This window comes from Tsukamurella serpentis (assembly GCF_054780975.1).
On the sequence record NZ_BAAGVH010000001.1, the window covers coordinates 176,006 to 197,081 of the forward strand.

Annotated in this window: 18 protein-coding genes; 9 read left to right on the forward strand and 9 right to left on the reverse strand. The window is 67.9% G+C overall.

Annotated elements, in window-relative coordinates:
- Positions 1-29 precede the first annotated feature (29 nt).
- Both ACYVHG_RS00850 and ACYVHG_RS00855 read left to right on the forward strand, forming a co-directional pair.
- Positions 30-1,262 (forward strand): acyl-CoA dehydrogenase family protein, encoded by a 1,233-nt coding sequence (locus ACYVHG_RS00850; RefSeq protein WP_461165533.1) that lies wholly within the window; start codon positions 30-32, stop codon positions 1,260-1,262.
- Positions 1,263-2,420, forward strand: a complete 1,158-nt coding sequence (locus ACYVHG_RS00855) for an acyl-CoA dehydrogenase family protein (RefSeq protein WP_461165534.1) — start codon at positions 1,263-1,265, stop codon at positions 2,418-2,420.
- On the opposite strand, the gene lexA is transcribed toward ACYVHG_RS00855, so the two are convergent.
- Complete coding sequence (gene lexA, locus ACYVHG_RS00860; RefSeq protein WP_461165535.1) at positions 2,398-3,108, reverse strand: transcriptional repressor LexA; 711 nt, start codon at positions 3,106-3,108, stop codon at positions 2,398-2,400. The two genes, ACYVHG_RS00855 and lexA, sit on opposite strands and share 23 nt — an antisense overlap.
- 538 nt (positions 3,109-3,646) lie before the next feature.
- Here lexA and ACYVHG_RS00865 point away from each other — a divergent pair.
- Entirely contained in the window at positions 3,647-4,000 is a 354-nt protein-coding gene (locus ACYVHG_RS00865) for a hypothetical protein (protein WP_461165536.1), read from the forward strand.
- 239 nt (positions 4,001-4,239) lie between these two features.
- Positions 4,240-4,710 carry a transcriptional regulator NrdR gene (gene nrdR, locus ACYVHG_RS00870; RefSeq protein ID WP_461165537.1) on the forward strand — a complete coding sequence of 157 codons (471 nt, stop codon included), beginning with the start codon at positions 4,240-4,242 and terminating at the stop codon, positions 4,708-4,710.
- 51 nt (positions 4,711-4,761) lie between these two features.
- On the opposite strand, the gene hrpA is transcribed toward nrdR, so the two are convergent.
- The gene (hrpA, locus tag ACYVHG_RS00875) at positions 4,762-8,739 is read right to left on the reverse strand and encodes an ATP-dependent RNA helicase HrpA (protein ID WP_461165538.1); all 3,978 of its coding nucleotides are present in this window, start codon (positions 8,737-8,739) and stop codon (positions 4,762-4,764) included.
- An 18-nt stretch (positions 8,740-8,757) separates the two neighbouring features.
- On the opposite strand from hrpA, the gene ACYVHG_RS00880 reads away from it, so the two are divergent.
- From ACYVHG_RS00880 to ACYVHG_RS00890, 3 genes are all read left to right on the forward strand, one after another.
- Complete coding sequence (locus tag ACYVHG_RS00880; protein WP_461165539.1) at positions 8,758-10,011, forward strand: aminotransferase family protein; 1,254 nt, start codon at positions 8,758-8,760, stop codon at positions 10,009-10,011.
- Positions 10,012-10,082: 71 nt separating this feature from the next.
- Complete coding sequence (locus ACYVHG_RS00885) at positions 10,083-10,424, forward strand: DUF485 domain-containing protein (protein ID WP_461165540.1); 342 nt, start codon at positions 10,083-10,085, stop codon at positions 10,422-10,424.
- The gene (locus tag ACYVHG_RS00890) at positions 10,421-12,055 is read left to right on the forward strand and encodes a solute symporter family protein (protein ID WP_461165541.1); all 1,635 of its coding nucleotides are present in this window, start codon (positions 10,421-10,423) and stop codon (positions 12,053-12,055) included. The genes ACYVHG_RS00885 and ACYVHG_RS00890 overlap by 4 nt, the downstream gene beginning before the upstream one ends.
- Positions 12,056-12,184: 129 nt before the next feature.
- Here ACYVHG_RS00890 and ACYVHG_RS00895 read toward each other — a convergent pair whose 3' ends face one another.
- Together ACYVHG_RS00895 and ACYVHG_RS00900 are read right to left on the reverse strand one after the other, a co-directional pair.
- Positions 12,185-12,712: a carboxymuconolactone decarboxylase family protein gene (locus ACYVHG_RS00895; protein ID WP_461165542.1), complete on the reverse strand. Its 528-nt coding sequence runs from the start codon at positions 12,710-12,712 to the stop codon at positions 12,185-12,187.
- A 3-nt stretch (positions 12,713-12,715) separates the two neighbouring features.
- Positions 12,716-13,303, reverse strand: coding sequence for a peroxiredoxin (locus ACYVHG_RS00900; protein WP_461165543.1), 588 nt, complete (start codon positions 13,301-13,303; stop codon positions 12,716-12,718).
- 124 nt (positions 13,304-13,427) lie between these two features.
- Here ACYVHG_RS00900 and ACYVHG_RS00905 point away from each other — a divergent pair, with 124 nt between their 5' ends.
- Complete coding sequence (locus tag ACYVHG_RS00905; RefSeq protein ID WP_461165544.1) at positions 13,428-14,348, forward strand: LysR substrate-binding domain-containing protein; 921 nt, start codon at positions 13,428-13,430, stop codon at positions 14,346-14,348.
- Between the two features lie 83 nt (positions 14,349-14,431).
- Here the strand turns inward: ACYVHG_RS00905 and ACYVHG_RS00910 are convergent, their stop codons facing one another.
- On the reverse strand, positions 14,432-15,157 hold the full coding sequence (locus ACYVHG_RS00910; protein WP_461165545.1) for a LysR family substrate-binding domain-containing protein: 726 nt from the start codon (positions 15,155-15,157) through the stop codon (positions 14,432-14,434).
- Between the two features lie 23 nt (positions 15,158-15,180).
- On the opposite strand from ACYVHG_RS00910, the gene ACYVHG_RS00915 reads away from it, so the two are divergent.
- The gene (locus ACYVHG_RS00915) at positions 15,181-15,567 is read left to right on the forward strand and encodes a DUF5997 family protein (RefSeq protein WP_461165546.1); all 387 of its coding nucleotides are present in this window, start codon (positions 15,181-15,183) and stop codon (positions 15,565-15,567) included.
- A gap of 6 nt (positions 15,568-15,573) precedes the next feature.
- Here the strand turns inward: ACYVHG_RS00915 and ACYVHG_RS00920 are convergent, their stop codons facing one another.
- The 4 genes from ACYVHG_RS00920 to ACYVHG_RS00935 all read right to left on the reverse strand — a co-directional run bounded on the left by ACYVHG_RS00920 (position 15,574) and on the right by ACYVHG_RS00935 (position 21,038).
- A complete protein-coding gene (locus tag ACYVHG_RS00920; protein ID WP_461165547.1) occupies positions 15,574-18,069 on the reverse strand; it encodes a DEAD/DEAH box helicase in 2,496 nt (831 codons plus the stop codon).
- Between the two features lie 22 nt (positions 18,070-18,091).
- Complete coding sequence (locus tag ACYVHG_RS00925; protein WP_461165548.1) at positions 18,092-19,060, reverse strand: alpha/beta fold hydrolase; 969 nt, start codon at positions 19,058-19,060, stop codon at positions 18,092-18,094.
- A gap of 77 nt (positions 19,061-19,137) precedes the next feature.
- Positions 19,138-20,088, reverse strand: a complete 951-nt coding sequence (locus tag ACYVHG_RS00930; protein ID WP_461165549.1) for an alpha/beta fold hydrolase — start codon at positions 20,086-20,088, stop codon at positions 19,138-19,140.
- Entirely contained in the window at positions 20,085-21,038 is a 954-nt protein-coding gene (locus tag ACYVHG_RS00935; RefSeq protein WP_461165550.1) for a proteasome assembly chaperone family protein, read from the reverse strand. The genes ACYVHG_RS00930 and ACYVHG_RS00935 overlap by 4 nt, the downstream gene beginning before the upstream one ends.
- Between the last annotated feature and the right edge of the window lie 38 nt (positions 21,039-21,076).

Genomic DNA, 21,076 nt, shown 5'->3' on the forward strand with positions numbered 1-21,076 from the left:
GAGCGGTGTCAACGAGGGGTGGCCCGACGATGGATCTGGCGTTCACAGCAGCCGAGGAGCAGTTCCGCGACGACGTGCGGCAGTTCCTCCGCACGCACCTGACCGACGACCTGCGTGCTGCCGGTGACCTGGCCACCAGCGTCTATGCCGACCACGATGCGAGCCTGCGGTGGCAGGCGATCCTGCATGAGCGGGGTTGGGCCGCCCCGGCGTGGCCGGTGCAGTGGGGAGGATGCGACTGGACCGTCGCTCAGCACTACATCTTCGCGCGGGAGTCGGTCGTCGCCGGGGCGCCGTTCCTATCGCCGATGGGGCTCCGGATGGTCGCACACGCGATCATCCGGTTCGGCACCGAGGAGCAGAAGAACTTCTTCCTGCCCGGCATCCTGGACGGTTCGGTGTTCTTCTGCCAGGGGTATTCGGAACCGGAGTCCGGATCGGACCTCGCCTCGCTGAGCATGCGCGCTGAGACCGACGGTGACGATCTCGTGCTCACCGGGTCGAAGATCTGGACCACGCACGCCCGGGAGGCGAACTGGATGTTCGCACTGGTGCGCACGTCCACTTCGGAGCGCAAGCAGCAGGGGATCACGTTCGTGCTGCTGGAGATGACCGCGCCGGGCATCGAGATCCGGCCACTGGTGATGGCCTCCGGTGAGGAGGTTCAGAACGTGGTCTTCTTCGACGCGGTGCGAGTACCGATCGCCAACGTGCTGGGTGAGATCGATGACGGCTGGACCGTGGCGAAGTACCTGCTGGAGTTCGAGCGGGGTGGCGGGGCGGCGGCTCCCTGGCTGCAGGTCTCGCTCGACCGGCTCGCCGAGCAGGCCGAACACGTGCCCGGCCGGGACGCGCGACCGCTGGCGGAGGACGACGACTTCCGGCTCGGCTTGGCGGAACTACGCGCTCGCGTGGACGTGCTGGAGATTCTCGAACACCGTTCGCTCGCGGTGCTCGCGGAGGGGGGCAATCCCGGACCGGCGGCGTCGATGCTCAAGATCCTCGGTACCGAACTCAGTCAAGCGATCACCGAGTTCATCTACCTCAGTGCCGGACCGCGGGGGCGGATCTATCAGCCGCACGTCACCCGCCCGGGCGGCCCGGTGGTCGATCATCTGGTGCCTCCCGACGGAGCGCACAGCGGAGAGCTGTGGCAGGCGGTCGCGCCGCTGCGCTATTTCAACGATCGTGCGGGCTCGATCTATGCGGGTTCGAACGAGATTCAACGCAACATCCTGGCGAAGACGGTATTGGGGCTGTAGATGGACTTCACACTCACCGGCGAACAGGCCGTGCTCCGAGACGCCGTGCGGGGCTATCTCGCCGGCCGGTACCCGTTGGCGCAGTCCCGGGCCGCGGCGCGATCTGAAGAGCGGTGGCAACCCGCGGTCTGGCGGGCGTTCGCCTCCGAACTGGGGATTCTTGGTGCAGCCCTGCCCGAGTCGGCCGGCGGGCTCGGCGGCGGAGCCGAGGAGACGATGGTGATCGCCGAGGAACTCGGCGGCGCGCTGGTGGTCGAGCCGTACATCGGTACCGCCGTCGTCGGCGCGGCGCTGCTGCGAGAGGCAGGCGGCGATTCCGCTGCGGCCGTGCTGGAACGGATCGCCGACGGGGACGTCCGTATCGGCTTTGCGCTCACCGAACCCGCATCCGGTCGTGAGCCGTGGGACGTGCAGGTGCGCGCGAGCCGTGACGGCGACGAGTACGTGCTCTCCGGTACGAAGACGGTGGTCGCGGATCTTCCCCTCGCGACGCATCTGGTGGTCGCGGCGCGGACATCGGGGGAGCGGCTCGATCGCGACGGGTTGTCGTTGCTGCTGTTCGAGTTCGACCCACAGGCGCCGCCGAACGGGGTGGCGGCGAGGTACTTCCGCACCATCGACGACCACCACACCGGTGATCTCGAGTTCTCCGATCTGCGTGTGCCGGTGTCGGCATTGATCGGAACCGAGGGCACCGCCTGGGAGGCGATCGAACGGGCCCTCGACGACGGAGCCGCGGCGGTGTGCAGTGAGGCGGTGGGAATCATGCGTCGCGTGGTGGCGGAGACGGTCGAATACACCAAGCAACGCAATCAGTTCGGGGTTCCGATCGGCACGTTCCAGGTCTTGCAGCACCGCATGGTTGACATGTATCTGGAACTGGAACAGGCCGTCGCGGCCGTGTACCTGGCGGTCCTCAACCTCGATGCGGAGCCGCGGCAACGACGGCGAGCGGTTTCGGCGGCGAAGGTGACCGTTGCGCGTGCAGCCCGGTTCATCGGCCAGAACGCCGTCCAACTGCACGGCGGTATGGGACTGACCGAGGAACTCGCTATCGGGCACTGCTTCAAGCGTCTGACCGTGATCGAGACCGAGTTCGGTTCGGCCACCGATCATCTGCGCCGGTACGCCGGAATCAGATCCGGCGCATCACAGTGACCACCTTGCCGAGGATCACGGCGTCGTTGCCGTGGATCGGGTCGAACGCGGGGTTGTGCGGCATCAGCCAGATGTCGCGGCCGGTGCGGCGGAACGTCTTCACCGTGGCCTCGCCGTCGAGCATCGCGGCGACGATGTCGCCGTTCTCGGCCACGGCCTGCTGCCGAACGACCACCCAGTCACCGTCACAGATGGCGGCATCGGTCATCGACTCGCCGACCACCTTGAGGAGGAACAACGAACCCTCGCCGACGAGCTCACGGGGGAGTGGGAAGATCTCCTCGACCGCTTCTTCGGCGAGGATCGGCCCTCCGGCGGCGATCCGGCCGAGAACCGGGATGAAGGCCGGCTCGGGCATGCGGTCCTCGTCCTCCATCACCTTCTGGATGACCTGCGCCGTGCGCTCCTCCGCCCCCTGGACGTTCACCGCACGCGGACGGTTCGGGTCACGGTGCAGGAATCCGAGGCGCTCGAGGGTGCGCAACTGGTGCGCCACCGACGATGTGGAGGTCAGGCCGACCTCGTCGCCGATCTCACGGATGCTCGGCGGGTACCCGCGGTCCCGGACGGATCTCCGGATGACTTCGAGGACCTGCTTCTGGCGACGCGTGAGGTGATCCTCGGACACGTTGCCCTGTGCGTCGCGGAAGCGCTTGTCCCGGTGCTGGACCTGTCGTTCGTCTGTCATGTGCCGCTCCTCACGCCCGTTCGGTTCTGCAACCCACTGTAGTCCAGGCCGGACGCCCTGACAAACATCTGTTCGAGAAATTTCGCCGCGTGTCTTCCGTTCGGATCAGCCCTGTGGTAGAAATCGAACAGAAGTTCTTTCGAACATGTGCACGGTCTTTGGTGTGACTGGTGAGGCGGCAGTGAAAACTTGTCAGTCTGCTCCGATAGACCTGCGGATGAACGGGAACATCCCGCCACTGACGCTAGGAGAGAGCATGACCGCGATCATCGATCGGGATATCGAAACCGCAGGAAACGGTGCGTGCGTTCAGTCGAACGGCACCGTCCGGCGCGGCGTCTCCCGCCCCGCCCGGAGGGCCGGCGCGCGTGCTCGAGGCGTCTCGCCCCGGCTGGCCCAGGAGCGCGATCCGCTCACCGCGGACGTTTCGCTCATTCCATCGAACGATGCCCTGGGGGGTGCAGTTCGAACGGACGCCGGACCGGTTCGGGTCACCGGTGCGCGCGGGTCCTCCCGGCGGTCCGTCGAACGTTCGCACGTGCGTCCGCCCGTCCGCCGGCGGGCACGCGGCGTCTCCCGTGTGGCCGGTTGCGCTCGGCGTACTCCCGGCCCGTCGTGGGCGCTGTGCCTGGCGCTGGCGGTGGGCACGTTCGTCGCCGTACTCGTCCTGTTCGGCGGCGGCGAGCAGCAGCAGAGCGGCGCAGCTGAAGGCGCTCGGCCGGCACTGACCTCCGTGGTCACCGTCCGCGCCGGCCAGAATCTGGAGCAGATCGCCGCAGAGATCGCACCCGAGCGTTCCCGTGCGAGCGTCATCGACGAGATCTCCCGGATCAACGGACTGAACAACGGCCAGGTGCACTCCGGACAGACCCTCGTCACCCCGCGGTACTGACGGCGATACCCGGTGATTCCCCGCGACACCACTGATTGAAGGGCACAACGATGATGACGATGCACATCGCGAGCACTGATTCCCGCGGCCACGGCGGTGTGACGCACCTCGACAACGTGGTGCGGTTCACCCGCCGAGTATCCTCGATGCCGAGAGCTCGGGAAGGGGCCGCGACGGATGCCGCGATCCTGCCCTTTCCCCGACGTACGGCCGAGCGCACCCGCGCGGGAGGTGAACCGATGCATTGCCCGTTCTGTAAGAACGACGACACTCGTGTGGTCGATTCACGTGTCTACGACGACGGCCAGGGCATTCGTCGCCGACGTTCGTGCAACGAATGCGGCCGTCGGTTCACCACCGTCGAGAGCGCGGTACTGGCCGTGGTCAAGCGCAATGGGGTCACCGAGCCGTTCAGCCGCGAGAAGGTGATGAAGGGTGTGCGTCGCGCCTGTCAGGGCCGTGATGTCGCCGACGACGACCTGCACAAGCTCGCGCAGCAGGTCGAGGACGCCGTCCGCGCCTCCGGCGTCGCGGAGGTCCCGGCGAACGAGGTCGGCTTGGCCATCCTGGGGCCGCTCCGCGACCTCGACGAGGTCGCCTACCTGCGGTTCGCCTCGGTCTACCAGGGTTTCACCTCGATCGAGGATTTCGAAGCCGCGATCGCCGACCTGCGCACCCGCGCGGCCTCGGACCCGACCGACGTCGCCTGACCGCCGATCGTGCTCAGCGGCACGATCAGTGGCTTCCGCGTCGAAGGCGGCTCAGTTCAGCGCCGCGATCGCTGCGAGCACCTTCTTCTCCGAAACCGAGCCCACGGTTCCCAGCGACTGCGCGAACAAGCTCACCCGCAGCTCCTCGATGGACCAGTGCACGTGATCCAAGGCCGCATCACGCCGATGCTCCGGCAGCGCGTCCAACTTCGCCGTGAGCGCGGCGTACACCCGGTCCAGTGCGGCCATCCCCCGATCGTCACGGTCGGCGGACGCGGGTAGCCCCGCCCACCGTGCCGCTGCTCCCGCCAGATACCGCGGCAGATGCTGGATGTGATCACCGGAGGTCACCGCGATGAAGCCGGGGAACAGCAGGGAGTCCACCTGTTCGGCGATGTCGTCGGCCGCGTCCCGCAGCGCCGGCGGGGCCGAGCCGATCGCGCCGCGGAGTTCGGTCGCCGTCGCCACCGCTGCGGCCACGTCGGCGAAGTACCGCTGCGTCCGCTCACCCAGTCCGGCTCGGACCGTCGCCGTCAACGCCGTGAATTCCTCCGGTGTCCATGCCGGTGCCGCAGCCGCACGCAGGTCCGTGATCGCACGTCGCCGGCAATCGGTCAGCAGATCCATCGGAGACGCGTACGGGCTCTGCGAGAGCGCGAGGCGTTCGCGCTGCCCCACGGACTGCAACATCGACTTGTGCGCCGCCGGCAGCGCATTCGCCAGCAGTACGTCGAGTCCGGGTCCCATCAGTGCGCTCTGGTCGGCCTGCGAGGCCACCACGCGCACCCCGGCGCGGTCACCGTCGGGATAGAGCGTGCCGTAACCGGTCACGCGGCTGCCTCGGACCTGGGTGTCGATGCTCCGCGGCACGTCCCCGAGGGTGTCCGCGGTCCAGGTGGCCGACGGTGCGCGTTCGTACGCGTCCGCCCGGCTGGACAGATCCTCCTGGACAGCGCTGCCGAGCCGGCGTTTGAGCGCTTCGAGATCCTTACCGCTTCCGAGCTCGCGGCCGTCGTCGCCGACCACCACGAAGGTCACGCGCAGATGATCGGGTAGCGATTCTCGGGTGAAGTCCGTCGGTCCGATCACCGTTCCGGACAACTGGGTCAGCTCCCGCGCCAGTCCGGCGGTGAGCGGCTCCGCGCGTGGAGTCAGCCGGGCCAGCGCTGCGGCGGCGTAGTCCGGCGCCGGGACGACCTCCCGGCGAAGGTGCTTCGGCAACGATTTGATCAGTGCTGTCGCCAGTTCCTGCCGCATCGCCGGTACCAGCCACTCGAAGCCGTCCGCCCGCACCGTCGCCAGATCCTGCACCGGAATCCGTGCGGTCACACCGTCATCGGCCGCCCCCGGCTCGAACCGGTACTTCAGCGGAACTTCGATCCGCCCCTGCAACCAGGTGGTGGGGTAGGCGTCGCCGGTGACCTCGGCAGCGGAATCGGCCAGCAGGTCGGTCTCGGTGAAATCGAGCAGGTCGGGGCGGTCGGGGGAGGTCTTCTTCCACCAGGCATCGAAGTGCCGCGCCGAGACGATCCCCTCGGGTACCCGCCGGTCGTAGAAGTCGAACAGGGCGTCCTCGTCCACGACCAGGTCGCGACGTCGGGCCTTGTCCTCCAGGTACTCCAGGTCACTGAGCAGAGCTCGATTGCGCGCGAAGAACCGGTGCCGTGTACGCCACTCGCCCTGCACCAGCGCGTGCCGGATGAACAGCTCCCGGGAGACCACCGGGTCGATGCGGCCGTAGTTCACCGTGCGGTCCGAGACCAGCGGGACACCGAACAACGTGACCCGTTCCTTGGCCTGGACGGCTTCGCGTTTGGTGGACCAGTGCGGTTCCGAGTAGTGGTGCTTGGCGAGCGGGCCCGCAGCCTTCTCCGCCCACTCCGGTTCGATCCGCGCCGCCGTCCGTGCGAACAATCGCGACGTCTCCACCAGTTCACCGGCCATCACCAGCCGCGGCGGCTTCTTCGACAGGGCCGATCCGGGGAAGATCAGGAACTTCGCATGACGTGCCCCCAGGAACTCACGGCCGTCCGGCTCGCGGAGCCCGATCTGTGAGAGAAGTCCGGCGAGCAGGGCCTGATGGATGAGATCGGGTGAGGCCGCGGGCTCGCGGTCCGGCGATTCGAGTGTCCACCCCAGCTCGCGGCAGATCTGGCGGAGTTGCCCGTGCAGATCCTGCCATTCGCGGATCCGTACGTAATGCAGGAACTGCCGCTGGCACTCTCGGCGGAAGGCACTCGAACCGAGATCCGCCCGGCGCTCCCCGAGGTGCCGCCACAGCGTCAGATACGAGAGGAAGTCGGAGGTGGGATCGGAGAATCTGGCGTGCTGGGCGTCCGCCGCGGCGCGGTGCTCGGCCGGGCGCTCCCGAACGTCCTGGATCGACATACCCGCCACGATCACCAGCACCTCGGGCAGTACACCGAATTCCCGGGCCGCCACCAGCATCCGCGCCATACGCGGATCCACGGGCAGGTCCGCGAGCTGCCGCCCGATGGCGCTGAGCCGGCGGTGCGGACCGGCTCCGTCCCGCTCGCCAGCACTGCGGGCGGGCTCCAGCGCACCGAGTTCTTCGAGCAGTGCCACACCGTCGCGGACCGCGCGCTCATCCGGTGGCTGCACGAAGGGGAACGCCGAGACCTCGCCGAGCTCGAGCGCCGTCATCGACAGGATCACCGAAGCCAGGTTCGTGCGAAGGATCTCCGGATCGGTGTACACCGGCCGAGCGTCGAAGTCCTCCTGCGAGTACAAGCGGATCGCGATGCCGTCGGAGGTGCGCCCGCACCGGCCCGAACGCTGCTGCGCCGACGCCTGCGAGACCGGTTCGATCGGCAGCCGCTGCACCTTGGTGCGCGCGGAGTAGCGCGATATGCGGGCGGTGCCGGTGTCGATCACGTACTTGATCCCGGGCACCGTCAACGAGGTCTCCGCGACATTGGTCGCGAGTACGATCCGGCGCCCGGAGTGCGGTGCGAAGACGCGGTGCTGCTCCGCGGCGGACAGCCGCGCGTACAGCGGCAGGATCTCCACCCCCGGGCGAACACGACCGGCCAGTGCCTCCGCAGCGTCACGGATCTCGCGTTCACCGGACAGGAACACCAGCACATCGCCGGGAGCCTCTCGGGAGAGTTCGTCGACGGCGTGCACGATCCCGGTGACCTGATCGAGCGGCTCGGCGTCGTCGGTCATCTCATCGAGCGGCCGGTACCGGATCTCCACCGGGTAGGTGCGGCCACTGACCTCGAACACCGGCGCTGGACGACCGCTCGGATCGGCGAAATGCGCCGCGAAGCGCTCGGGCTCGATCGTCGCCGAGGTGATGATGACCTTCAGGTCAGGTCGCCGAGGCAGGATCTGCCGCAGGTAGCCCAGTAGGAAGTCGATGTTGAGGCTCCGCTCGTGCGCCTCGTCGATGATGATCGTGTCGTAATCGCGGAGCAGGCGGTCACGGGTCAGCTCGCGCAGCAGGATGCCGTCGGTCATCAGCTTGACCGAGGTCTTCGCCGAGACCTTGTCGGTGAAGCGCACCGCGTATCCGACCGTCTCGCCGAGTTCGGTGCCCGTCTCCTCCGCGATCCGCTCCGCGACGCTGCGAGCGGCGAGCCGCCGGGGCTGAGTGTGCCCGATCATGCCGCGGACACCACGGCCGAGTTCGAGGCAGATCTTCGGCAGCTGAGTCGTCTTCCCGGATCCGGTCTCGCCGGCGAGGATGATCACCTGGTTCTCGGAGATGGCTGCGGCGATCTCCTCGCGTCGGGCACTGACCGGTAGTTCCTGCGGGTAGACGATGGCCGGGACCGCGTCGCGGCGTTCGCTGAACCGCTCGCGGGCCTTGTCCACCTCGCGCGCGAGCCTGGGCAGGTCGGCGGCCTTCGCGCGTTTGAGCCGGCCTCGCAACCTGGTCTCGTCGCGCAGCGAGACCGTCGGCTCGGACTCGGTGCCGAGCGCTGCGTACAGGTCGCGCTTCGACGGTGCCGTGGCGGCCCCGTCGGCCTCCACGCGGACGGCGGCCGTCTCCTGCTTCGTCATTTGCTCTATTTTATGCCTATGAGCGCACAGCACCCCACCACCTCATCGGCACTCTGGCACGGCTTCGCGGACATGGGCGCGGTGGAGCGCGACGGCGCTTTCGTCTTCGCCCGCGGCGAGGGCGCTTACGTCTTCGACGTCGACGGCAATCGCTATCTCGACGCGACTGCCGGGCTGTGGTTCGCCAACGTCGGTCACGGGCGTGTCGAGGTCGCCGATGCGGTCCGCGAACAGCTGCTCAAGGTTGCGCACGTGACCGGTTTCGGCGACGCGGCCACCGACACCACGGTGGCGCTGGCGGAGCGGCTGCAGACGATCGCACCCGTGCCCGGGAGCAAGATCTTCTTCACCTCCGGCGGGTCGGACTCGGTCGACTCGGCGATCAAGCTGGCCCGTCGCTATTGGCAGGAGAAGGGCCGCCCGGACAAGAAGCTCATCGTCGGCCGCTCGAACGCCTACCACGGGATGCACGTGGGCGGAACCAGCCTCGGTGGGATCCCGGTGAACGCGGAGGGGTACGGCGGCGTCCTGTTCGACGACACCGCCACGGTCGCCTGGGACGACGCGAAGGAACTGCTCGGCCTGATCGAACGGGTCGGCGCCGACAGCATCGCAGCCTTCGTCGCCGAGCCCGTGATCGGTGCAGGCGGTCTGCTGCCCGCGCCCGACGGATACCTGCGTGAGGTGCGGGAGATCTGCCGGGAGCACGACGTGCTGTTCATCGCCGACGAGGTGATCACCGGTTTCGGCCGGATCGGCGGGGCCTGGTTCGCCTCCAGCCGGTTCGATCTCCAACCCGATCTGATGACCACCGCGAAGGGACTGACCAGCGGCTACGTTCCGATGGGTGCGCTGTTCGTGGCACCGCACGTGGCCGAACCCTTCTTCTCCGGTGGGGTGTGGTGGCGGCACGGTTACACCTACGGCGGTCACGCCGCCGCGGCGGCGGCGTCGATGGCGGTGCTCGACATCATGGAGCGGGAGAACCTCGTCGCCGAGGCGCTGCGCCTGCAGGACACTCTGCTGCGTGAGCTGTCGCCGCTGGCCGAGCACCCGAAGGTCAAGGACGTCCGCGGCGGCGTCGGCGCGGTCGCCGGCGTCCAGCTGCACGAGCCGGCCGAGGCGATGGCGATGGTGCGCAAGCTGCGGGCCCAGGGCGTCTCGGGCCGCGCCGCGGGGCTGGGAACGCTGCAGTACTCACCGTCGTTCGTGACCACCGACGATCAGGTCGCCGAGATCGCGGCAGCGACCCGCCGAGCGCTCGACGCCTGACCCGCGCTCGCATTCGGTGAATCGCAGCTAATCGAACCCGCGGGGGTGTGGTGCGTGCCACACTTCTGGTTGTGAACGAGGACGATACGGCGGCGGTCTATCAGCGCGCCTACGACAGCAAGGAATTCCACGACCTGCGTCGCAGGCTCGCAGGCTTCGTGATCCCGATCTCGGTGGCCTTCCTGCTCTGGTACGGGCTGTACGTGGTCCTGGCCACCTACGCCCATGACTTCATGAGCCAGAAGGTGTTCGGCAACATCAACGTCGCCCTGCTGATGGGACTCGGTCAGTTCGTGACCACCTTCGCGATCACCTGGGCGTACGTGCATTTCGCGGACCGCACCGTCGACCCGATGGCCACGGATCTGCGCGAGCGGATCGAGGACGAACTCAAGCCGGGGGAGGCGAAGTGACCGCACTGCTCGCATTCGAACCGGGCCGGATCGAGGTCGGCCAGCAGGTCGGCTCGACGGCGCTGAACATCCTGATCTTCCTGCTGTTCATCGGAGTCACGATGGGCCTGGTGATCAAGGCCAGCCGGACCACCAAGAAGGCCACCGATTTCTACACCGGCGGTGCCACCTTCACCGGCCCGCAGAACGGTTTCGCCATCGCCGGTGACTACCTCTCGGCGGCAAGCTTCCTGGGCATCTGCGGCGCGATCGCGATCCAGGGCTACGACGGCTTCCTGTACTCGATCGGCTTCCTGGTCGCGTGGCTGGTGGCGCTTCTGCTGGTCGCCGAGCGGCTGCGCAACGTCGGCAAGTTCACCATGGCCGATGTGCTCAGTTTCCGGCTCAAGCAGCGCCCGGTCCGGATGGCCGCGGCGCTGGCCACCTTGACGGTCTCGCTGTTCTACCTGATCGCACAGATGGCGGGCGCCGGCGGTCTGGTGTCGCTGCTGCTCAACATCAAGGGCACTACCGGGCAGGCCGTCGTGGTCTCCGTCGTCGGCGTGCTGATGATCGTGTACGTGCTGGTCGGCGGAATGAAGGGCACCACCTACGTACAGATGGTCAAGGCGGTGCTGCTGGTCGGCGGTGCACTGTTGATGACGCTGATGGTGCTCGCCGCGGTCAAGGGCAATTTCTCGGACCTGCTGCAGAAGGCGATCGACGGCAGCAAGTCGGGGGAGAAGGTGATCGAACCCGGTCTCAAATACGGCAAGACCGAGACCTCCAAGCTTGACTTCATCTCGCTGGCGCTGGCCCTGGTGCTGGGCACCGCCGGCCTGCCGCATGTGCTCATGCGCTTCTACACGGTGCCCACCGCCAAGGAGGCCCGCCGCTCGGTGACCTGGGCGATCGGCCTGATCGGTGCGTTCTACCTGTTCACGCTGGTGCTCGGCTTCGGGGCGGCGGCATACGTCGGGGCCGATGTGATCACCAAGGCGCCGGGCGGGGTGAACTCGGCCGCGCCGCTGCTCGCGTTCTCCCTCGGCGGAACGATTCTGATGGCGGTGATCTCCGCGGTCGCCTTCGCCACGATCCTGGCCGTGGTGGCGGGACTGGCGATCACCGCGTCGGCGAGTCTCGCGCACGACATCTACAACGGTGTAATCAAGCACGGGAAGGCGTCCGAGGAGTCCCAGGTGCGGGTTTCGCGGATCACCGTCGTGGTGATCGGCGTCGCGTCGATCGTCCTCGGCATCGGCGCGATGGGGCAGAACATCGCGTTCCTGGTGGCGCTCGCCTTCGCGGTCGCGGCGTCGGCGAACCTGCCGACGATCCTGTTCTCACTGTTCTGGCGCAAGTTCAACACCACCGGTGCCGTGGCTTCGATGTACGGCGGCCTGATCTCCGCGATCGTGTTGATCGTCTTCTCTCCGGCCGTATCGGGGAAGCCGACCTCGATGTTCAAATCGCTGGACTTCGCCTGGTTCCCGCTGGAGAACCCGGGACTGGTGTCCATCCCGATAGGTTTCGGCCTGGCGATCATCGGGACCCTGCTCGGTAAGCCGGATACCGATCTCGCGCCCAAGGCGGTGGAGATGGAGGTCCGCTCCCTCACCGGTGTCGGAGTCGAGAAGGCCATCGACCACTAGCGTGCCATCGAGCTCGCCCAGTAGTGGCGGGTCCGCGTCGTCCGGCATACGAGTCGGGGTGCGCAGACGACGGTGCCCGTCCCCGGGATCGGGGACGGGCACCGTCGTGGGTGAAGGTGAGGTACCGACTCAGCCGAGCGTCTCGGCCGCGAAGACGGCCTGCGCGACGCCCTGGACGGTGGCGGCGATCTTGACGGCCTCGAAGGCCTGCTCCTTGGTGAGGCCAGCCTTGCGAACCACGTCGTCGTGCGCGGCGACGCAGTGCTCGCAGCCGTTGATGGCCGAGACGGCCAGGCTCCACAGCTCGAAGTCGGTCTTGTCGACGCCGGGGTTGCCGATGATGTTCATCCGCAGGCCCATCCGCACCTGTGCGTAATCGTCGCCGAGGAAGCCCTTCGCCCGGTAGGCGACGTTGTTCATCCCCATGACGGCGGCTGCACCGAGGGCGGCGTTGTAGGCCTCCGCCGACAGCGTGTCGGCGGCCTCCTCGGAGATCTCACGCAGCACGGTCGCGTTCTTGGTGGCGGCGGCCGAGGCGAGGAAGGTGCCCCACAGCTGCTGCTCGTTGAGCTCGGTGGAGCGCGCGAGCGAGCTGAGGTTGAGCTTGAGGTCCTTGGCGTACTCCGGGACCGCGTTCTTCAGGTTCTCGATCGACATGGCTTAGACGCTCTCCTTGAGCAGCTCGCCGGCGTCGATGGTCGGATCGCCCTTCTTCCAGTTGCAGGCGCACAGCTCGTCCGACTGCAGCGCATCCAGAACGCGGAGCACCTCATCGACGTTGCGGCCCACGGAACCGGCGGTCACGGAGACGAACTGGATCTCGTTGTTCGGGTCCACGATGAAGGTGGCGCGGTCGGCGACACCGTCGGCATTGAGCACGCCGGTGGCCTCGGCCAGCTCACGCTTGAGGTCCGAGAGCATCGGGAACGGGAGGGTCTTGAGGTCCTCGTGCTGAGCGCGCCACTGGAAGTGCACGAACTCGTTGTCCACCGAGGCGCCGAGCACCTGGGCGTCGCGGTCGGCGAACTCCTCGTTGAGCTTGCCGAAGGTGGCGATCTCAGTGGGGCAGACGAAGGTGAAGTCCTTCGGCCAGAAGAAGACGATCTTCCACTTGCCGGCGAAGTCATCGCTGGAGACGGTGGTGAAGTAGTCATCGGGCTGCTGCGCGTCGACCTTCGAGAGGTCGCCGCCGATCACCGCGGTGAGATTGAATGCGGGGAACTGATCGCCGATAGTCAAGAGAGGCAAGGTGACTCCTTCATCCGTTTCGTCGCCCGAAGGGTGTGGGCACTGATTCGTTGCGCCTTAGATCATGGTCGGCGAGTCACGCGCTTGTAAAGCAAAGGTGATCAATGGCACTACACTGATAGGCATGTCCGATCAGCCTTATCAGCCGACCCTGGCTCAGCTGCGTGCTTTCGTCGCCGTGGCCCGCTCCCGACACTTCGGCACCGCCGCCACCTCGCTCGGGGTCAGCCAGCCCTCGCTCTCCCAGGCGCTCGCCTCACTGGAAGCCGGTCTCGGGGTGCAACTGGTCGAGCGCAGCACCCGCAAGGTGCTCATCACCGAGGCCGGAACGGCCTTGTTGGAGCAGGCATCCGGGATCGTGGCCTCGGCGGCCGAGCTGGTCAGTTCGGCGGCGGGACTCACCGGAGAACTGCGCGGCACCCTGCGCCTGGGCATGATCCCGACGGTGGCCCCGTACCGGCTACCGGCGCTCCTGCCCGCGTTGCGCGACGAGGTCGAAGACCTCACCGTCAACGTCGTGGAGGACCAGACCGCCCGACTGTTGGACGCACTGCGCTCCGGCCGGATCGACGTCGCCGTCCTGGCTCTACCCGTGATGAGCTCATCCATTGCCGAGATCCCGCTGTACGACGAGGAATTCGTTCTCGTGGTTCCGCCGGAGCACCTGCTGGCCGGGCGGGACGATCTCACCGCGGAAGACCTCGCGGGCCTGCCGCTGCTGCTCCTCGACGAAGGGCACTGCCTGCGTGATCAGGCGCTCGACCTGTGCCGGCAGGTCGAATCCGGCGTGGGCGTGATGGGTGATACCCGCGCCGCCTCATTGGCCACGATCGTGCAGTGCGTCTCCGGCGGGCTGGGTGTGACCCTGCTGCCCGAACCCGCGGTCGCCGTCGAACTGCGCGGTACCGACCTCGCGACCGCCCGGTTCGCCGAACCCGCCCCGGGCAGGAGAGTGGGACTGGCCTACCGGGCGTCGAGCGCGAAGACAGAGGGCTTCGCGCGGCTCGCCGAGATCGCCCGCGCCGCGGCGCAGTCGTCGCGGTGAGATCGCCGAACAGGACGACGGCGCGCTGTGGCCCGGGCCGGAGTATCAGTGGGCGAGCGGTGAAGGAGCGAGGGATGCGCGGCTCACCGGCGGCGTGGCCGCTTGGCTGCGCTCGCCCCGCGTTTCGGGGTCGCCTTCTTGCCCGCCGCCGCACGAGCCGCCTGCTTGGCCAGCGTCTTCTCCCGTGCGGTGCGTTTGGGGGCGGGCTCGGTCTGGCCGCGTGAGGAGCCGGCTCGCCGTCCGCGCACGATCCCGACGAACTCCTCCACCGGAGGCTGCGGCTGCCCTTCGGTGAAAGCCAGGGCCACGGTGGATTCCGGAGCGTCGGCGATCGGCCGGAAGGTCAGATCCCTGCGATGGTGCAACCGTGCCAGGGACTGCGGAACGATCAGTGCGCCCACACCGGCGGCCACCAATTCGATCGCGTCCGCGGTGGTCTCCGGACGGTGCTCGACCACCGTGCCGGGGGACTGGTCCCAGTGCAGGGCGTCATCGCCGGGCAGCAGGACCGGCTCACCGACGAGATCGGCGGCACAGAGCTCGTCGGCGGCGGTGACCACGTGGTCCTTCGGGACCACCGCCACCGTCGTCTCCTGGTACAACGGGATCACCGCCAGACCCGAGGTCTGCGCCGGAAGGCGTAGCAGCGCCATGTCGACGGAGCCCGACCGGACCGCCTCGGCGGCCCCGGCGGCGGACACCGGCACCAGCTCGAGACGGTGGTCGGGATGACGTTCGGACCAGATCCGCGCCCACTTGGCCGGCGTGGCACCGGGCACGTAGGCGAGCCGCAGAGGTGGAGTGGTCACCTGTTCAGGATAGGCTGGTACCCATGAGCAGGCAGAACGCGCAGTCCATGAAACCCGCGACCGCGGCGAAGAAGCTGGACGTGTACCTGCCGGCCACTCCGGCGCAGTTCCAGGAGACCTCCATCACCCGTGAGGAACTCGCCGCGCTGCAGGCGGATCCGCCGCAGTGGCTGCAGGACCTGCGCAAGAACGGCCCGCACCCGAAGAACCTGGTCGCGGCGAAGCTCGGCGTCTCCATCTCCGGTCTCGCGCGCGGCGGTGTCGAGGACGCGCTCACCACCGAGCAGATCGCCGCGATCATCGAGGAGAACCCGCCGTGGCTGGTCACGGAGCGCGAGAGTTATCAGGTGGTGCTGCGCGAGGAGCGGCGTGTGAAGTCGCTGCATGCCGAACGCGCCCGGGAGAAGTGATCGGCCCTAGCCGGAGACCACTTCGACGTCCACCAGCACCACGTCACCGCGCTCGTCCGAGCCGGGCAGATCGACCACGGCGGTGATCGCCCACCCGTGATCGCCGTCCGGATCGGCGATGGTCTGACGCACCCGCCAAGCCCGCGGCATCGAGGTGTCCAGTGAGAACAACTGCGGCCCACGGGCATCGGCACCGGTGGAGATGTCGTCGTACTCCTCGTAGTAGTCGTCGAAGGCCGCGTACCAGTCGACACCGGGGTCCATCTCGTCGAGCAGGTCGTACTCCTCCTGTGCGACCAGCTGCACCCGGCGGAACAGGGCATTGCGCACCATGACCGCGAACGCCCGCTCGTCCGAGGTGAGTGAGGCCGACCGCCCGATCTCCGGCGCGCTGGCGTGCGCCCGCACCGGATCCGGTGCGGTCATCTCCTCCCACTCGTCCACCAGGGAACTGTCCACGTACCGCACCAGAGCGCCCAGCCAGGCGATGTAATCGTCGAGCTCATCGGTGCGGGAGGCCTCCGGAACGGTGTGCCGCAGGGTCCGGAAGGCGTCCGAGAGGTATCGGAGCACCGCACCCTCGGACCTGCCCAGCTGATACTTCGACACCAGATCGTTGAAGGTCATCGCCCGCTCGATCATCTCGCGGACCACCGATTTGGGTGACAGTTCGAACTGCGTGACCCACGGGTGGCCCGCAGCGTACGTCGTGAACGCCGGGGCCAGCACGTCCTCCATCGGCTTCGGGTACGTGATGTCCTCGAGGAGCGTCATCCGCTCCTCGTAGTCGATTCCATCGGCCTTCATCTCGGCCACCGCAGCACCCCGGGCCGCGTTCTGCTGCGCGCGCAGCACCGGACGCGGATCGTCGAGCACCGACTCGATCACCGAGATCACATCGACGGCGTATTCGGGAGACTCGGGATCGAGTAGTTCCAGGGCGGCGAGCGCGAACGGCGCCAGGGGCTGGTTCAGTGCGAAGTCGGGCTGCAGGTCGACGGTGAGTCGTACGTGCCGGCCGAACCCGTCCGGCGCGTCCAGCCTCTCGACCACCCCACCGGACTCCAGACCGCGGAACAGGGTGATCGCGGTGCGAATGTGCCGGAGTTGCTGACGCCGGGACTCGTGGTTGTCCTCCAACAGATGCCGCATCGCATCGAAACAGTTCTGCGGGCGGGCGATCACGTTGAGCAGCATCGAGTTCGTCACCGCCATCCGCGATGCCAACGGCTCCGGATCGGCGCCCACCAGCTTCTCGAACGTGGCCCGGCCCCAGGAGACGAAACCCTCGGGCGGCTTCTTGCGCTGGATCCGTTTGAGCTTCTTCGGATCTCCCGCTGCCTTCGCCTCCAGCCGAGCATTCTCGATCTCGTGCTCCGGTGCGGCCACGACAACAGTGCCGATCGTGTCGAAACCGGCGCGACCCGCGCGACCGGCGATCTGGTGGAACTCCCGGGCCCGGAGATGGCGGGTGCGGTTACCGTCGAACTTGGTCAGCCCGGTCAGGTAGACGGTGCGGATGGGCACGTTGATGCCGACGCCGAGGGTGTCGGTACCGCAGATCACCTTCAGCAGGCCCTCCTGAGCCAGCTTCTCGACCAGGCGACGGTAGCGGGGGAGCATCCCGGCGTGGTGCACGCCGACGCCCGCACGGATCAGCCGCGACAGGGTCTTGCCGAAACCGGTGGTGAACTGGAAATCCCCGATCGCTGCGGCGATCGCCGCTTTGTCGTCCTTGCTGGTCAGAGGCAGTGACATCAGTGCCTGTGCGCGCTCGGCGGCGGACTGCTGGGTGAAGTGCACCACGTACACCGGCGCCTGGTGCGTGGTCACCAGCTCGGTGATCTGATCCTGGATCGGCATCGTCGAGTACGAGAACTGCAGGGGCACCGGACGTTCCGCACCGGCTACCAGTACTGTCTCCCGGCCGGTGCGGCGGCTCAGGTCCTTCTCGAAGAACGCGGTGTCGCCCAGAGTGGCGGACATCAGCACGAACTGCGCCTTCGGCAACTCGATCAACGGGACCTGCCAGGCCCACCCGCGGTCCGGTTCTGAGTAGTAGTGGAACTCGTCCATCACGACCTGCGCGATGTCGGAATCCGCGCCCTCCCGCAGCGCCAGGTTCGCCACGATCTCCGCGGTGGCGCAGACGATCGGGGCATCGGCATTGACCGCGGCGTCGCCGGTCACCATGCCCACGTTCTCCGTGCCGAAGACCTCGCACAGGGCGAAGAACTTCTCGCTGACCAGCGCCTTGATCGGTGCGGTGTAGTAGGTGCGCCGGTGCTGCGCCAGTGCACCGAACTGCGCACCCATCGCCACCAGGGACTTCCCTGAACCGGTGGGGGTCGCCACGATCACGTTCGCCCCGGAGCAGGCGGCGATCAGTGCCTTCTCCTGAGCCGGGTACAGCTCGATCCCGCGGTCGGTGGTCCACTCGGTGAACGCCTCGAAGACCGCGTCCGCCGTCGGGTTCTCGGGCAGCAGGTCGGTGAGATTCACCCGTGTGACTCTACGGGCCGGCTCAGCCCAGTTCTTGGACCGGCTCGGTGACGGTGACCCCGGCAGCGGCGCGCAGACCGTCCCGCAGGTGGGTACGCGCCAGTCGGGCCGGCTCGGTCCCGACGAGGAACTCGGTGAGCACTTCCAGGAACCGGTCCGGAATCTCGGTCATCGGGAAGTGCCCGACACCGTCGAAGACCTCCACCCGCGCCGTCGGCATCGCCTCGCGCAGGATCTCCGCGTGGGTCGCCGGAATGATCGAATCGTCGGCGCCCCAGGTCACCAAGGTGGGCAATTGGGAAGTCAGATAGCATCGATCACGCATGGTGACCACCTGCCCGCGCAGGTCCACCACCGACCGCAGCGTCCGGGTGAAGGCGTGCGGCGAGGCCGTGTTCGGCATCCGGTCCAGAGCGCGGCGAAGCTGCACCGCGTCCGCGCGTAACGGTCCCGGGAGCGCTGCCGCGACCATCAACGCGCCGGACAGCACGTGCTTCGCTCCGGGCAGGGCGGTCAGTGCCACGGCCTGCTCGGCGAAGGGGAGCGACAACAGCCGCAGCAACGGGGCCACGTGATGATCGACCCCGCCGGGCGCGACGAAGGCCACCCGCTCGACCATCTCGGGGAACTGGTACGCGAACTGGCCGGCGACACCGCCGCCCAGCGAATGCCCCACCACGGTGACCCGTTCGATGCCGAGGAAGCACAGTAGGTCACGCATCCCGTTGGCGAACGCCGCGACCGAGTAGTCGGCCCGCGGACGGTCCGAGAGGCCGTGACCGAGCAGGTCCGGGGCGATCACCGTGTAGCGGTCGGTCAGCCGCTCCATCACCGGCTCCCACACCAGGGAGTTGTCGCCGATGCCGTGCAGCAGGAGGATCGCGGGGCCGCTGCCTCCGGTCCGATAGGCCCGACGGTGCCCGTGGATCGTCGTGAAGCACAGTTCCGGCGCGTAGGGGCGCGCCCGGAAGGGCAGTACATCCGAACTCATCGCGGTACCTCCTCGCGCTGAAACCTCCGGTTCTCAGGAGTGTCCGCGCGCGGCGTTACCGGCGTTCGTGTACCGCGTTACGCCACGGTTTCGGCTGGTGCACCGATGCCCGTGGGATCGGCATCGAGGTGCAGATCACGGCGCAGTGCGTGCTGCAGATCGTCGCGGGTCAGCTGCGCGGCGTCGGTGGACTCGATGAACTCGGTGAGCACCGTCAGGAATCGCTGCGGATCGTTGCGGTAGGGGAAGTGCCCGGCACCGTCGAAGATCTCCAGGCGGGAAGCCGGTAGTTCCGCGTGCAGCAGGTGAGCGTGGTCGACCCCGATGATCGGGTCGTCCGAACCCCAGATCACGAGCGCGGGGATCTCAGCGCCGAGGTAGCTGCGGTCGAGCATGGTGATCACCTGGCCCATCGGGTCGACCACCGCGCGCAGGGTCCGTGCGAAAGCACTCGGGGTGCCCGAGCGGGGGAGTCCGGCCAGTATCCGCGCACATTCCGCGTTGTCGACGAACATCTTCATCGGCAGCCGCCCCAGCAGGTTCAGTGCGGTGGTGGCGGCCGGGAGAGCGCCGGGGACGCCGAGGGCCCGGAAGGCGAGTTCCGACAGCGGCAGGGAGGCCGCGCGCAGCACGGGCGAGACCGAACGGGTGACCCCGCCGCAGTCGACGAACACCAGACGCTCGACCATCTCGGGGTACTGGTAGGTGAGCTGACCGGCGATGCCGCCGCCGAGGGAGTGACCGACCACCGTCGCCCGCTCGATTCCCAGGTACAGCAGCAGGTCGCGCATCGCGTTGGCGAAAGCAGCGAGTGAGTAATCACCGCGCGGTCGGTCCGAGTCGCCGTGCCCGAGCAGGTCCGGGGCGATCACCGTGTACCTCTGCGCGAGCTCGTCGAGCACCGGCTCGAAGGTCGAGGAGTTGTCGGCCATACCGTGGATCAGCAGCAGGGCCGGGCCGTTGCCGCCGATCCGGTAGGCCCGGCGGTGACCGTGAATGGTCGCGAAACGCCGGCGTGTTCGACTCATGCGTCGGTACCTCCCCGCGAGGCCTCGCCCGCATCGTCGTCCCCGGCCTGTTCGGCCAGGAATGCCTCGAATTCGCTGGCCAGGTCGTCGCCGCTGGGGATCGCCTCGCCCTCGGCGATCAGCAGCTCACGCGGTTGCGGAGGCTGTGCGGCCTGGTCGTACTGCTGCTCCAGTGCTTCGACGACCTGCGCGATCTCCTGGTTAGCGGAGACCTGGGCGTCGATCTGCTCGCGCAGTTCGGCGGCCTCGGCGGGCAGGTCACCGTCGGGTAGGGACAGCCCCACCGTCGAGCGCAGGGCACCCATCATGCCCAGCACGGCCTCGGGGTAATCGTTCTGCGCCAGGTAGTGCGGCACCTGCACCGACAGGCCGAGGGTGTCGTAGCCCTTGTCGGCCATCCGCAGCTCCAGCAGGGCTGCGGCGCTACCCGGAATGCGCATGGTGCCGTCCCACGAGCGAAGGTCGCTGCGCAGCTCGGGCTTGTTGCCGTGGGCGGTCACCGGCACCGGGCGGGTGTGCGGCACCGCCATCGGGATCGCGTGCAGGCCGACGACGGTGCGCACGCCGAAACGCTCGGCGAGACCTGCGACGGCGCTGACGAAACCCTCCCACCGTAGGTCGGGTTCGGCGCCCGCGAGCAGCAGGAACGGCTTGCCGGTGGTGTCACGCACGGCGTAGAGGTTCAGTTCCGGGTCGTCGACGCCGGTGAAACCGTCCTCGAAGGTCATCGACGGTCGCCGGGAGCGGTAGTCGATCAGCTCGTCCACGTCGAACGAGGCCACCAATTCGGCGGAGAGGTTCGCCTTGAGGTGCTTGCGCAGCACCCGCAGTGCGTGTCCGGCGTCGGCGTAGCCGTCCAGCGCGTGCACCAGCACCGGTCCATCGCCGTCGGTGTCGGACACCGCGGGACCGGGGAACTCCAGCTCGTACATGTGGGACTGCTCGTCCATGCGTCAACCTCCAGACAACGCGCCTCCGTCAGGTGGAG